The sequence below is a fragment of the Pseudomonas sp. GYB4201 genome (genome assembly GCF_056312595.1).
In genome coordinates this window covers 141,431-154,976 of sequence record NZ_JBWGIG010000001.1, presented here as the reverse complement: position 1 = coordinate 154,976, position 13,546 = coordinate 141,431, and the positions used below count along the sequence as shown (strand labels likewise).

Genomic DNA, 13,546 nt, shown 5'->3' with positions numbered 1-13,546 from the left:
CACCACAAAGGGCCCCGATGGGGCCCTTTGTCGTTTCTGCCTGCTGTGCGGCATGGCGATTGCTGGGAGGATTCCTTGTTGGTGCCATCATTTTGATGGCCTCCCCGGAACAAGAGGAATCACCCGTGTCGGCCGTACTTTCTCTTCTGCGCAGTCGTTTGCTGCGGCCCGTGTTCATTACCCTGGGCGTTGCCCTTTTGGTGCAGGTGCTGGTAGCCGTTGCGCTCACCCGGAGCACCGTTGGCGCGCTGGAGGCCGACCTGGGCCAGCGCCTGCAGGCGGACACCCATCAGCTCACCGATCAGCTCGACCAGGCTGGCAAGGAAGTCAGCGCCGGGCTCGATGGCCTCTCGGCCAGCACTCGCCAGCGCCTGAGTGCCGGGTTGTCCTTGCGCCTTGAAGAAGAGCAGGGGCAGATACGCACTACCCTGGAGCAGGACCTCAAGGACTCCGCCAACGCCATGGCCCAACTGCTGGCCTCGGTGGCGCCGCGGGCCATCTGGGACAACGACGTGCCCACCTTGTCCGAATTCGCCCGCCAGGCCCAGCGCAACCCCAGCGTGCTGTTCGTGATTTACGACGACGCCCAGGGCGAGCACCTGACCCGCTACCTGAATCGCGAAAACCCCATCAACCAGGCCCTTTTGGCCAAGGGCGCCGGCGAGCGGCCGCTGGACAAGGTGCTGGACGCGGCGAAGAACGATCCGTCGGTGTACTACGTGGAGGCCTCCATCAGCCCCAATGGCGCAGAGATCGGCAAGGTGCGCATGGGCGTCTCCACCGCCAATGTCGAGGCCCAGTTGAGTGCGCTGGACAAGCGCTTCGCCGCCCTGATCGCCAGCGGCGACCTGTTGGTGGGCGACAGCCTGCTGGGCGCCTCCGCCGACAGCTCCAAGGCCCTGAGGGCGCGCCTGGAAGCGGCGCAGGGCAGCGCCGCGGCCATGCAAGGCAACGCCACCCGCAGCGTGCAGGAGGCGGCGGCCACCCTGCGCTGGCGCATCGGCATGGCCCTGGCGCTGGTCGGCCTGGGCGTGTTGCTGCTGGTGGCGGTGGTGCTTGGCCGGCGGGTGGTGAGCAAGCTGCGCCTGTTGATCACCGCGCTCAACGACTTGGCCGAGGGGGAGGGCGACCTGACCCGCCGTGTGCGCCTCGACAGCCATGACGAAATCGGCGACATGGCGGCGGCAGTCAACCGCTTCGTCGACAAGCTGCAACCCATTGTGCGCGAGGCGGGTGATGTGGCCCAGCGCACTGGCCAGGAGATCGACCTGATGGCCCGCCGCAACGCCGGCGCCGACGCAGCCGCCCAGCTGCAGAGCAATGAAGTGGCCGCCAGCCTCCAGGCGTTGTCGACCATGGCCGACGAGGCCCAGGCCGAAAGCCGCGCCATGCAGTCGGCGTTGCAGCAGGTGGCAGAAATACGCACCGCCACTGACGCCAACACCCAGGCCTCGGCGCAGGTGGGCGGCCTGATCGAGGCGCTGGCCGGGCAGGTGCAAAACGGCTCCCAGGTCATCGAGCGGCTGGCCGAGCAAAGCCAACAGATTGAAGTGGTGCTCAGCGTGATCCAGAGCATCGCCGAACAGACCAACCTGCTGGCCCTGAACGCCGCCATCGAGGCGGCGCGGGCGGGCGAGACTGGGCGCGGTTTTGCGGTAGTCGCCGACGAAGTGCGGGCGCTGGCCAGCAAGACACAAAGCTCCACCGGTGATATCCAGGCGCACATTGCTGCGCTGCAATCGGGCGCCCGTGAAGCGGTGACCGCCATCAGCCAGGCCGGGCGCCAGGCCAGCGAAGGTTTGCTGGTGCTGCGCGACAGCGCGCGGTTGCAGCAAAGCGTGCAGGCGTCGGTGGAGCAGGTGCATGCGGCGATAGGCCTGGCCACCCGTGCGGCGGAGCAGCAGGCCGATGGCGCGCAGGCGGTGAAGGGCAGGGTGGAGAATATCCACGCCCAGGCACAACGCGCGGCGAAGGTGGTGGCTGACACCACGGCCAGCAGCAAGGTGCTGGATGACCTGGCTGCGCAACTGCGCGCCAGCATCGGCCAATTTAAAGCCTGACACCAATCCCCCGTAGCAGCGGCCGCAGGCCGCGTCCGGGGGACTGGTTTTCTGAAGGGCAGAAACGCAAAAACCCGCTTTCGCGGGTTTTTGAGATGATTCAGAGATCGTTGATCTGTGAATCTGAATTGGTGCCCAGAAGAAGACTCGAACTTCCACGACCGTAAGGTCACCAGCACCTGAAGCTGGCGTGTCTACCAATTTCACCATCTGGGCAGCTACTTCGACGTTGTCCGTCGTTGTGGTGCGCACTATACGGAGGGTTCAAACACCTGTAAACCCCCGAAAACACTTTTTTTCAAAAATTTCTCAAAGAATCTTTTCAGACCCCTGAAACGCAAAAACCCGCTTTCGCGGGTTCTTGTGAGTGGCTCAAGATGTTGTAATCTCAAGCCAGAAATTGGTGCCCAGAAGAAGAGTCGAACTTCCACGACCGTAAGGTCACCAGCACCTGAAGCTGGCGTGTCTACCAATTTCACCATCTGGGCATCATCTTCAGCGCGTTTGCGTTGTCGATGGCGCGCACTATACGGGCAGTCTTTTGACCTGTAAACCCCTGTTGTTAAAAAAGTTTAGGTTTTTTCCAGGTTTCTTCCACGCGGTGCCTTTTTTACTGGAAGATGCGGCAATGCGGGGCTGTCAAACCGTGAAATTTCCCGTTTCAATACGCGTATGCCAAACTAACCCTTATATAGACAAGGTGAAATTTCTCTAATGGCCGATTGGCAGTCCCTCGATCCCGAGGCCGCTCGTGAAGCGGAAAAATACGAAAACCCTATTCCCAGCCGCGAGCTGATCCTCCAGCACCTCGACGAGCGCGGCTCACCCGCCAGCCGCGAGCAGCTGGTAGACGAGTTCGGGCTGACCACCGAGGACCAGGTCGAGGCCTTGCGTCGTCGCCTGCGCGCCATGGAGCGCGATGCGCAACTGATCTACACCCGCCGCGGCACCTACGCCCCTGTGGATAAGCTGGACCTGATCGCTGGTCGCATCGCCGGCCACCGCGACGGTTTCGGCTTCCTGATCCCTGACGACGGCTCCGACGACCTGTTCATGAGCCCGGCGCAAATGCGCCTGGTGTTCGACGGCGACCGTGCCCTGGCCCGTGTTTCCGGCCTGGACCGTCGTGGTCGTCGTGAAGGCGTGATCGTCGAAGTGGTGTCCCGTGGTCACGAGACCATCGTCGGCCGCTACTTTGAAGAGGGCGGCATCGGCTTCGTTACGCCGGACAACCCCAAGGTCAATCAGGAAGTACTGATTACCCCGGGCCGCAACGCCGGCGCCAAGATCGGCCAGTTCGTGGAGGTGAAAATCACCCACTGGCCGACCCCGCGCTTCCAGCCCCAGGGCGATGTGATTGAAGTGGTCGGCAACTACATGGCGCCGGGCATGGAAATCGACGTCGCGCTGCGCACCTACGACATCCCGCACGTATGGCCACAGGCCGTGCTGAAGGAAGCCGCCAAGCTGAAGCCGGAAGTCGAGGAAAAGGACAAGCAGAACCGCGTTGACCTGCGCCACCTGCCGTTCGTCACCATCGACGGCGAAGACGCCCGCGACTTCGACGACGCCGTTTATTGCGAAGCCAAGAGCAAGCTGCGCCTGTTCAATGGCGGCTGGAAGCTGTATGTGGCCATCGCCGACGTGTCCAGCTACGTCAAGCTGGGCTCGGCCCTGGACGAAGAAGCCCAGGTGCGCGGCAACTCCGTGTACTTCCCCGAGCGCGTGATCCCGATGCTGCCGGAGGAGCTGTCCAACGGCCTGTGCTCGCTGAACCCGCACGTCGACCGCCTGGCCATGGTCTGCGAGATGACCATCTCCAAGACCGGCGAGATGACCGACTACCAGTTCTACGAGGCGGTGATCCACTCCCATGCGCGCCTGACCTACAACAAGGTCAGCACCATGCTCGAACACTCGCGCACCAGCGAGGCCAAGGCCTTGCGCGGCGAGTACGGCGATGTGCTGCCGCACCTCAAGCAACTGTACGCCATGTACAAGGTGCTGTTGGGTGCCCGCCATGCCCGTGGCGCCATCGACTTCGAGACCCAGGAAACCCGCATCGTCTTCGGTTCCGAGCGCAAGATCGCCGAAATCAAGCCGACCGTGCGCAACGACGCCCACAAGCTGATCGAAGAGTGCATGCTGGCCGCCAACGTGGCCACCGCCGAGTTCCTGCAGAAGCATGAAATCCCGGCCCTGTACCGCGTGCACGACGGCCCGCCGCCTGAGCGCCTGGAAAAACTGCGCGCCTTCCTCGGCGAGCTGGGCCTGTCGATCAACAAGGGCAAGGATGGTCCGTCGCCCAAGGACTACCGCGCGCTGCTGGAAAACATCCAGGACCGCCCGGACTTCCACGTGATCCAGACCGTGATGCTGCGCTCCCTGAGCCAGGCGGTGTACAGCGCCGAGAACAACGGCCACTTCGGCCTGAACTACGAGGCGTACACCCACTTCACCTCGCCGATCCGTCGCTACCCGGACCTGCTGACCCACCGCGCCATCCGCAGTGTGATTCGCTCGAAGATGGACACCCCGCACGTCAAGCGTGCCGGTGCCATGACCATTCCGAAAGCGCGCATCTATCCGTACGACGAGCCGGCCCTGGAGCAACTGGGTGAACAGTGCTCGATGAGCGAGCGCCGTGCCGACGAGGCCACCCGCGACGTGGTGAACTGGCTCAAGTGCGAGTTCATGAAAGACCGCGTGGGCGAGACCTTCCCCGGCGTGATCACCGCCGTGACCGGTTTCGGCCTGTTCGTGGAGCTGACCGACATCTTCGTCGAAGGCCTGGTGCACGTCACCGCGCTGCCGGGCGACTACTACCACTTCGACCCTGTGCACCACCGCCTGGCGGGCGAGCGCACCGGGCGTAGCTTCCGCCTCGGCGACACAGTGGAAGTGCAGGTGATGCGCGTCGACCTGGACGAGCGCAAGATCGACTTCGGCATGTCGGAAAAATCCGCCAGCGCACCTGTGGGTCGCAAGAATCGCCAGGCCGAAAAGCCTGAAGCGAAGAAAGCGCCTGAGCGCAAGTCGGCGGACAAGAAGCCGGCGGCCAAGTCCTACGACAAGCCCGTGTACGAAAAACCGGCACCGGCAGCCCCGCTGTCGAAGCCGTCGAAGCGCCCGGCCAAGTCCTCGGAGTCGGCCAGCGCCTACCGTGCGTCGGATGCCGCGGCCAACAACGCCGATGTGCGCAAGAGCCGTGAAATGAAAAAAGCGCTGCTGGCCGAGGCCAAGGGCGGCGCGGGCAAGCCGGCGCGTTCGGACAAGTCCGGCGGCGCCAGCAAGCCCACCACGCACCGCAAGGGGCCGTCGAAATCGGGCGCCCGTAAACCGAAGGCGAAGTCATGAGTCAGTTGGAAAAGATCTACGGCGTACACGCCGTGGAAGCCCTGTTGCGTCACCACCCCAAGCGGGTCAAGCAGATCTGGTTGGCGGAAAGCCGCAACGACCCGCGCGTGCAGCCGCTGATCGCCCTGGCCGCGGAAAACCGCGTGTCGGTGGGCCAGGCCGAGCGTCGCGAGATGGACGCCTGGGTTGAAGGCGTGCACCAGGGCGTGGTGGCTGAAGTCAGCCCAAGCCAGGTGTGGGGCGAGGCCATGCTCGACGAGCTGCTGGACCGCACCGAAGGTGCGCCGCTGCTGCTGGTGCTGGACGGCGTGACCGACCCGCACAACCTCGGCGCCTGCCTGCGCACCGCCGACGCCGCCGGCGTGCTGGCAGTGATCGTGCCCAAGGACAAGTCGGCCACCCTGACCCCGGCAGTGCGCAAAGTCGCCTGCGGCGCGGCCGAGGTGATCCCGCTGGTGGCCGTGACCAACCTGGCGCGCACCCTGGAGAAACTCCAGCAGCGCGGCCTGTGGGTAGTGGGCACTGCCGGTGAAGCCGAGCAGGAGCTGTACCAGCACGACATGACCGGGCCGACCATCCTGGTGATGGGCGCCGAAGGCAAGGGCATGCGCCGCCTGACCCGCGAGCACTGCGACTACCTGGTGAAGCTGCCGATGCACGGCAGCGTCAGCAGCCTGAACGTGTCGGTGGCCACGGGCGTCTGCCTGTTCGAAGCCGTCCGTCAGCGCAACACCAAGAAGTAACCCAACCCCCGTAGCAGCTGCCGAAGGCTGCGTCGCTGTTAATAGGCGACGCCGCCTGCGGCAGCTGCTACGGGGATTTGCACTCCGGCGAAAGCTGTTCAAATATTCGCCAATTCCCTTGCTTGTCCCCACTCCCTTCTCTACAATTGCGCCCCTTGCCTCGACGGCAGGTGCCGGCAGTTCATCGCCATCACCTTTTCCGCGAGCAAGACATACAGTGTCATTCACTCCTTGTCTGACCGCCCTGGCGGCAGGCTACAACCCGTAAGGAGCATTCATGCGTCATTACGAAATCATCTTTCTGGTCCACCCTGACCAGAGCGAGCAAGTCGGCGGCATGGTTGAGCGTTACACCAAGCTGATCGAAGAAGACGGCGGCAAAATCCACCGTCTGGAAGACTGGGGCCGTCGTCAACTGGCCTACGCAATCAACAATGTTCACAAGGCTCACTACGTGATGCTGAACGTTGAGTGCACTGGCAAGGCCCTGGCCGAGCTGGAAGACAACTTCCGTTACAACGATGCCGTGATCCGTAACCTGGTCATCCGTCGCGACGAAGCCGTAACTGGTCAGTCCGAGATGCTCAAGGCCGAAGAAAACCGCAGCGAGCGCCGTGAGCGTCGTGACCGTCCTGAGCATGCTGACAGCGCCGATGGCGATGACAGCGACAACAGCGACGCCAGCGATAACGCTGACGAGTAATCCACGGACCTTTTGAGGAGCCAATTACATGGCACGTTTCTTCCGTCGTCGTAAATTCTGCCGCTTCACCGCTGAAGACGTGAAAGAGATCGATTACAAAGATCTCAACACCCTGAAAGCCTACGTATCCGAAACCGGCAAAATCGTTCCAAGCCGTATCACCGGTACCAAAGCTCGTTATCAGCGTCAGCTGGCCGTCGCTATCAAGCGCGCCCGCTTCCTGGCCCTGCTGGCCTACACCGACAGCCACGGCCGCTGAGACCGGGTCGTCGACAAGTAGCAAGGGATTGAATGCATGCGCGCCATAGCTGATTTCATCATGCGCGGACGCATGCAGGCCACCCTGGTGGTGGCCATATCGGCAGTCATGCCGCTGTTGTTCTGGTTGGGTGCTGCCGCGGGAAGCCTGGTGCTTCTGCGGCGCGGATTTCAGGATGCCAAGAGTGTCCTCGCCCTCGGCCTGCTGCCCGCTCTGGCGTGGTGGCTGCTGGGAAGCGACCACGACCCCCGCGCACTTCTGGTGCTGCTGGGCTCGGCGACCCTCGCGCACGTGCTGCGCTCGAGTGAGTCCTGGATCCGCGTGCTGCTGGTCAGCATAGCCCTGGGGTTGGTGTATGCAGTGGTGCTGGGCGCGGTTTTCCGCCCTCACATCGACGGCATGGCGCAGGAACTGTCAAAGGTCCTGCCCATGGCCCTCGGTGATCTCTACCAGCAATTGTCGGTAGAAGAGCGAGCGCGCCTGAGCGCACTGCTGCCACCGGTCCTGACCGGCCTGATAGCGGCCATGCTGCAGATTGTCAGCGTGCTGTGCCTGATGTTGGGCCGGTACTGGCAAGCGTTGTTGTACAACCCGGGTGGGTTCGGTCGCGAGTTTCGCACCGTGCGCATCCCGCGGGGGCCGGCATTGCTGCTGCTGGCGTGCATGCTGGTGGGGCCGAATTTCGGCACTCAACTGGCCATGCTCACGCCGCTGTGCAGTGTGCCGCTGCTGTTCGCAGGCCTGGCCCTGATCCATGCCCTGGTCGCTGCAAAGCGCCTGGCGCGGTTCTGGCTGGTGGGGCTGTACGTGACGCTGCTGGTGTTCATGCAGCTGATCTATCCGTTGCTCGTGGTGTTGGCCATTGTCGACAGCCTGATTGATTTTCGCGGACGTCTGGCGTCGAAAGACGCTGGCAATGCGAACGGTGAAGGTTAAAAGTTAGAGGATTTCCACATGCAACTGATCCTTCTGGAAAAAGTCGCCAACCTGGGCAACCTGGGCGACAAAGTAAACGTTAAGGCTGGTTACGGCCGTAACTACCTGCTGCCTTACGGCAAAGCTACCGCCGCGACCCCAGCCAACCTGGCTGCGTTCGAAGAGCGTCGTGCCGAGCTGGAAAAACTGGCTGCAGACAAGAAAGCTTCGGCTGAAACTCGCGCTGCCCAACTGGCTGAGCTGGAAGTGACCATCACTGCCACCGCCGGTGACGAAGGCAAGCTGTTCGGTTCGATCGGCACCCACGACATCGCTGACGCACTGACCGCCTCGGGCGTTGAAGTTGCCAAGGCTGAAGTTCGTCTGCCGAACGGCACCATCCGTAACGTTGGCGAATACGACGTTGCCGTGCACCTGCACAGCGACGTAGAAGCTACCGTACGCGTTGTTGTTGTAGCTGCTTAAGGCACTACCTATCGGCTGGCACCCTTGGGTAACAGCCGGTAACATTGGGCACGATCCTGTCTACAGGTCGTGCCCTTTGTCTTTCTGTACCCTCTGATTTCAAGTGGCCATGAACGAGATATCGCAACCCGAACAGTACGATCTGCAAACCGCCGCCCTCAAGGTGCCGCCGCATTCCATCGAGGCCGAACAGGCCGTGCTCGGTGGCTTGATGCTGGACAACAACGCCTGGGAACGCGTGCTCGATCAAGTTTCGGATGGCGATTTCTACCGTCATGACCACCGCCTGATCTTCCGCGCCATTGCCCGCCTGGCGGATTTGAACACGCCGTTCGACGTGGTCACCCTTCACGAGCAGCTGGACAAGGAAGGGCAGAGCACCCAGGTCGGTGGCCTGGGTTACCTGGGCGAACTGGCGAAGAACACGCCGTCGGTCGCCAACATCAAGGCCTATGCGCAGATCGTCCGCGAGCGGGCCACCCTGCGCCAGCTGATCAGCATCAGCAACGAGATCGCCGACAGCGCCTTCAACCCCCAGGGCCGCAACGCCGCCGAGATCCTCGACGAGGCCGAACGGCAGATCTTCCAGATCGCCGAGGCGCGGCCCAAGACTGGCGGCCCGGTCAGCGTCAACGACCTGCTGACCAAGGCCATCGACCGCATCGACACGCTGTTCAACACCGACGAGGCCATCACCGGCCTGTCCACCGGCTACACCGACCTGGACGAGAAGACCAGCGGCCTGCAGCCTGCCGACCTGATCATCGTTGCCGGCCGTCCGTCGATGGGCAAGACCACCTTCGCCATGAACCTGGTGGAAAACGCCGTGCTGCGCAGCGAGAAGGCCGTACTGGTCTACTCGCTGGAGATGCCAGGTGATTCGCTGGTCATGCGTATGCTGTCTTCCTTGGGCCGCATCGACCAGACCAAGGTGCGTTCCGGCCGCCTGGACGACGACGATTGGCCGCGCCTGACCTCGGCGGTCAACCTGCTCAACGACCGCAAGCTGTTCATCGACGATACCGCCGGCATCAGTCCGTCGGAAATGCGCGCGCGCACGCGCCGCCTGGTGCGTGAGCACGGCGACATCGGCCTGATCATGATCGACTACCTGCAGCTGATGCAGATTCCCGGTTCCAGCGGCGACAACCGTACCAACGAGATCTCGGAGATTTCCCGCTCGTTGAAAGCCCTGGCCAAGGAATTCAACTGCCCGGTGGTGGCGCTGTCGCAGCTCAACCGCTCCCTGGAACAACGCCCCAACAAGCGCCCGGTGAACTCCGACTTGCGGGAATCGGGAGCGATCGAGCAGGACGCCGACGTGATCATGTTCGTGTACCGCGACGAGGTGTACCACCCCGAGACCGAGCACAAGGGCATCGCCGAGATCATCATCGGCAAGCAGCGTAACGGCCCCATCGGCTTCATCCGCCTGGCCTTCATCGGCAAGTACACGCGCTTCGAGAACCTGGCGCCAGGCAGCTACAACTTCGACGACGACGAATAACCCGGGGTTTTTATCGAGCGGGCTGAATTCCGACAGTGGTCGTCGGAATTGGTCAAAATTTGTGCTATATTCCGCGCCCGCGTTTTTTCAACATGTAGCCACACGGTCATCGACATGCAAGCAGCCAAGCCGTTATTCGACTATCCAAAGTACTGGGCCGAGTGTTTCGGGCCAGCGCCATTCCTGCCCATGAGCAGGGAGGAGATGGATCAGCTCGGCTGGGATTCCTGCGACATCATCATCGTCACCGGTGACGCCTACGTCGACCATCCGTCGTTCGGCATGGCCATCATCGGCCGCCTGCTGGAGGCCCAGGGCTTCCGCGTGGGCATCATTGCCCAACCGGACTGGACCAGCAAAGACGACTTCATGAAGCTGGGCGAGCCGAACCTGTTCTTCGGCGTCGCGGCCGGCAACATGGACTCGATGATCAACCGCTACACCGCGGACAAGAAAATCCGCTCGGACGACGCCTACACCCCTGGCGGCCTGGCGGGCAAGCGCCCCGACCGCGCCAGCCTGGTGTACAGCCAGCGCTGCAAGGAAGCCTACAAGCACGTGCCGATCGTGCTGGGCGGCATCGAGGCCTCGCTGCGCCGCATCGCCCACTATGACTATTGGCAGGACAAGGTTCGCCACTCGATCCTGATCGACGCCTGCGCCGACATCCTGCTGTACGGCAACGCCGAACGCGCGATCGTCGAAGTGGCCCAGCGCCTGTCCTACGGGCAGAAGATCGAAGAAATCACCGACATCCGCGGCACCGCCTTCGTGCGCCGCGACACGCCTCAGGGCTGGTACGAGGTGGACTCCACCCGTATCGACCGTCCGGGCAAGGTCGACAAGATCATCAACCCGTACGTCAACACCCAGGACACCCAGGCCTGCGCCATCGAGCAGGAAAAGGGCCCGGTGGAAGACCCGAACGAGCCCAAGGTCGTGCAGATCCTGGCCAGCCCGCGCATGACCCGTGACAAGACCGTCATCCGCCTGCCGTCGTTCGAGAAAGTGCGCGGTGACGCCGTGCTCTACGCCCACGCCAACCGCGTGCTGCACCTGGAAACCAACCCGGGCAACGCCCGTGCGCTGGTGCAGAAGCATGGCGAAGTGGACGTGTGGTTCAACCCACCACCCATTCCCATGACCACCGAGGAAATGGACTACGTGTTCGGCATGCCCTATGCGCGCATTCCGCACCCGGCGTATGGCAAGGAGAAGATCCCGGCCTACGACATGATCCGCTTCTCGGTGAACATCATGCGTGGCTGCTTCGGCGGCTGCACCTTCTGCTCCATCACCGAGCACGAAGGCCGCATCATCCAGAACCGCTCGGAAGAGTCGATCATTCGCGAGATCGAAGAGATCCGCGACAAGGTGCCAGGCTTCACCGGGGTGATCTCGGACATGGGCGGCCCGACCGCCAACATGTACCGCATTGCCTGCAAGAGCCCGGAAATCGAATCGGCGTGCCGCAAGCCGTCGTGCGTGTTCCCGGGCATCTGCCCGAACCTGAACACCGACCACTCGGCGCTGATCCAGCTGTACCGCAGCGCCCGTGCCCTGCCGGGGGTGAAGAAGATTCTGATCGCCTCGGGCCTGCGCTACGACCTGGCGGTGGAATCGCCGGAGTATGTCAAGGAACTGGTCACCCACCACGTGGGCGGCTACCTGAAGATTGCCCCGGAGCACACCGAAGAAGGCCCGCTGAACCAGATGATGAAGCCGGGCATCGGCTCGTACGACAAGTTCAAGCGCATGTTCGAGAAGTACTCCAAGGAAGCAGGCAAGGAGCAGTACCTGATTCCGTACTTCATCGCCGCGCACCCGGGCACCACCGACGAAGACATGATGAACCTGGCGCTGTGGCTCAAGGGCAACGGTTTCCGCGCCGACCAGGTGCAGGCGTTCTACCCCTCGCCGATGGCGTCGGCGACCGCCATGTACCACTCGGGCAAGAACCCGCTGCGCAAGGTCACCTACAAGAGCGACGCGGTCACCATCGTCAAGAGCGAGGAGCAGCGCCGCCTGCACAAGGCCTTCCTGCGCTACCACGATCCGAAGGGCTGGCCGATGCTGCGCGAAGCGCTGGAACGCATGGGCCGCGCCGACCTGATTGGCCCGGGCAAGCACCAGCTGATCCCGCTGCACCAGCCGGCGACCGACACCTACCAGAGTGCCCGTCGCAAGAACTCGACGCCGGCCGGCAGCCACAAGGTGGCCAAGGAAACCCGCATCCTGACCCAACACACCGGCCTGCCGCCGCGTGGCAGCGACGGCTCCAAGCCGTGGGACAAGCGCGAACAGGCCAAGGCCGCCGCCGAAGCCCGCGCCAAGGAAGCCGCCAAGGCCCGCCACGACGCCGCCAAGGGTGGCAAGGGCAAGAAGAAACCTTCGCGCCAGCCCGTGCTGCCGCGCTGATGTGAAGCCGGGTGTAACCGAAAGTTTCGGTTACACCCGGTTTTGCATTTCCCCTTGCGCCCCACCGCCGGCCTACGCAATATTTCGTTGGGCCCCCACACCTGTAGCAGCGGCCGCAAGGTCGCGTCACTAACGCCGCATAACCCGTGACGCAGCCTTCGGCAGCTGCTACGTACCGCGCTCCTCCCACTGAACAAGGAACCGTCCAGTGAGCACCGCTCTCAATCCGTCCTTCACCACCCCCTCTCAGCACTTCGCCCGCCAGCGCATCGAAAGCCGCATCAACCTGCCACGCCTGTTCGCCGCCATCGACGCCGACCCCGGAATCGTCGGCGCCGGGGTGGTGTATATCGACAGCGATTTCAACGTGGTCACCCTGCGTGAGTTCCAGCCGATCTGCAGCAAGGCGGTGAAGCGGGTGATATTGCGTGAGGCCAAGCGCCACACTACGCCCGAGCAGTTCATCAGCCAGGTACACAACGACGGCCGTGACTCGCGGGTGTTGCAGGAAGCGCTCAATGCCGGGTTGGCCTGCACGGGGGCGGTGCTGAGCTGGGTTAGCCGTCGGGCTGTATGAGGAGGACGGTGAATGACTGACCAGCATGGCTCGCTCAGCTGGATGGCAAAATATTACCCAGCGTTCATAGGCGTCGTCCTATGTTGTTGCCTTGCGATTGGTACGGTAGTTGCCATTGTCGGCTTCTCCTATCTGGCCAGCGTGCCGCTCAAGCCGCTCAAGGGGCCGGGGCTGCTGTGGGGCGGGGCATCGGTGGGGGTGGCAGTTTTCATCAGCCATTTCCTGATGGTCAGGGGCCGGCTCGCGGCGACCTGGGTTATTGCCGCCGTGTTGCTGGCCTGCCTGGTCACGGTGCTCCCCAGCTATTTCTACCAGCCACCGCTCGGTGTCTTCGCGGTAGCGGTGTTGTCGCCGCTCACGGGGTTGTTGCTGCTGAATTCGAGACGCCATCGCGAAATGCGCCAACACTTCCTGTGGCTGCGTCGGCAGCGATAACGCCTTGGCCAACCGCCTCCTTCGCTTGCGTCATGTGCCTGCCCGATAAATGTGCAACCCTTGCGATGCTAATCGGGCATGGCACG

General features: G+C 63.0%; 10 protein-coding genes, 2 tRNA genes and 1 pseudogene. 11 read left to right on the top strand and 2 right to left on the bottom strand.

The features are described from left to right. Nucleotides 1-125: 125 nt before the first annotated feature. Nucleotides 126-2,060, top strand: a complete 1,935-nt coding sequence (locus AC0Z2B_RS00745; RefSeq protein ID WP_476294764.1) for a methyl-accepting chemotaxis protein — start codon at nt 126-128, stop codon at nt 2,058-2,060. Nucleotides 2,061-2,189: 129 nt separating this feature from the next. Here the strand turns inward: AC0Z2B_RS00745 and AC0Z2B_RS00740 are convergent. Next, a tRNA-Leu gene (locus tag AC0Z2B_RS00740) sits at nt 2,190-2,276 on the bottom strand. Between the two features lie 185 nt (nt 2,277-2,461). Beyond that, a tRNA-Leu gene (locus tag AC0Z2B_RS00735) sits at nt 2,462-2,548 on the bottom strand. A gap of 226 nt (nt 2,549-2,774) precedes the next feature. Here AC0Z2B_RS00735 and rnr point away from each other — a divergent pair. The 10 genes and pseudogenes from rnr to AC0Z2B_RS00685 all read left to right on the top strand — a co-directional run bounded on the left by rnr (nt 2,775) and on the right by AC0Z2B_RS00685 (nt 13,460). Beyond that, the gene (gene rnr / locus AC0Z2B_RS00730) at nt 2,775-5,417 is read left to right on the top strand and encodes a ribonuclease R (RefSeq protein WP_416422161.1); all 2,643 of its coding nucleotides are present in this window, start codon (nt 2,775-2,777) and stop codon (nt 5,415-5,417) included. Next, entirely contained in the window at nt 5,414-6,160 is a 747-nt protein-coding gene (gene rlmB, locus AC0Z2B_RS00725; RefSeq protein WP_416422162.1) for a 23S rRNA (guanosine(2251)-2'-O)-methyltransferase RlmB, read from the top strand. The genes rnr and rlmB overlap by 4 nt, the downstream gene beginning before the upstream one ends. A gap of 277 nt (nt 6,161-6,437) precedes the next feature. Further along, the gene (rpsF, locus tag AC0Z2B_RS00720) at nt 6,438-6,863 is read left to right on the top strand and encodes a 30S ribosomal protein S6 (protein WP_027979704.1); all 426 of its coding nucleotides are present in this window, start codon (nt 6,438-6,440) and stop codon (nt 6,861-6,863) included. A 28-nt stretch (nt 6,864-6,891) separates the two neighbouring features. Continuing rightward, on the top strand, nt 6,892-7,122 hold the full coding sequence (gene rpsR, locus AC0Z2B_RS00715; protein WP_008368574.1) for a 30S ribosomal protein S18: 231 nt from the start codon (nt 6,892-6,894) through the stop codon (nt 7,120-7,122). Between the two features lie 36 nt (nt 7,123-7,158). Beyond that, a complete protein-coding gene (locus AC0Z2B_RS00710) occupies nt 7,159-8,058 on the top strand; it encodes a YybS family protein (protein WP_416422163.1) in 900 nt (299 codons plus the stop codon). A gap of 18 nt (nt 8,059-8,076) precedes the next feature. Next, nucleotides 8,077-8,523, top strand: a complete 447-nt coding sequence (gene rplI / locus AC0Z2B_RS00705) for a 50S ribosomal protein L9 (RefSeq protein WP_416422164.1) — start codon at nt 8,077-8,079, stop codon at nt 8,521-8,523. Nucleotides 8,524-8,632: 109 nt separating this feature from the next. Beyond that, on the top strand, nt 8,633-10,030 hold the full coding sequence (dnaB, locus tag AC0Z2B_RS00700; protein WP_473005202.1) for a replicative DNA helicase: 1,398 nt from the start codon (nt 8,633-8,635) through the stop codon (nt 10,028-10,030). 114 nt (nt 10,031-10,144) lie between these two features. Then, nucleotides 10,145-12,448, top strand: a complete 2,304-nt coding sequence (locus AC0Z2B_RS00695; protein WP_416422166.1) for a YgiQ family radical SAM protein — start codon at nt 10,145-10,147, stop codon at nt 12,446-12,448. 208 nt (nt 12,449-12,656) lie between these two features. Further along, nucleotides 12,657-13,007, top strand: a pseudogene (locus AC0Z2B_RS00690) (NAD synthetase); the annotation flags it as partial. Between the two features lie 30 nt (nt 13,008-13,037). Then, nucleotides 13,038-13,460: a hypothetical protein gene (locus AC0Z2B_RS00685; RefSeq protein ID WP_476294763.1), complete on the top strand. Its 423-nt coding sequence runs from the start codon at nt 13,038-13,040 to the stop codon at nt 13,458-13,460. Nucleotides 13,461-13,546: the final 86 nt, after the last annotated feature.

What these genes read in the sequence shown, in the direction of transcription:
- rpsF (WP_027979704.1), top strand. Translation starts at nt 6,438, where the DNA reads ATGCGTCATTACGAAATCATCTTTCTGGTCCACCCTGACCAGAGCGAG.
- rnr (WP_416422161.1), top strand. Translation starts at nt 2,775, where the DNA reads ATGGCCGATTGGCAGTCCCTCGATCCCGAGGCCGCTCGTGAAGCGGAA.
- rplI (WP_416422164.1), top strand. Translation starts at nt 8,077, where the DNA reads ATGCAACTGATCCTTCTGGAAAAAGTCGCCAACCTGGGCAACCTGGGC.
- AC0Z2B_RS00710 (WP_416422163.1), top strand. Translation starts at nt 7,159, where the DNA reads ATGCGCGCCATAGCTGATTTCATCATGCGCGGACGCATGCAGGCCACC.
- dnaB (WP_473005202.1), top strand. Translation starts at nt 8,633, where the DNA reads ATGAACGAGATATCGCAACCCGAACAGTACGATCTGCAAACCGCCGCC.
- rpsR (WP_008368574.1), top strand. Translation starts at nt 6,892, where the DNA reads ATGGCACGTTTCTTCCGTCGTCGTAAATTCTGCCGCTTCACCGCTGAA.
- AC0Z2B_RS00685 (WP_476294763.1), top strand. Translation starts at nt 13,038, where the DNA reads ATGACTGACCAGCATGGCTCGCTCAGCTGGATGGCAAAATATTACCCA.
- AC0Z2B_RS00695 (WP_416422166.1), top strand. Translation starts at nt 10,145, where the DNA reads ATGCAAGCAGCCAAGCCGTTATTCGACTATCCAAAGTACTGGGCCGAG.
- rlmB (WP_416422162.1), top strand. Translation starts at nt 5,414, where the DNA reads ATGAGTCAGTTGGAAAAGATCTACGGCGTACACGCCGTGGAAGCCCTG.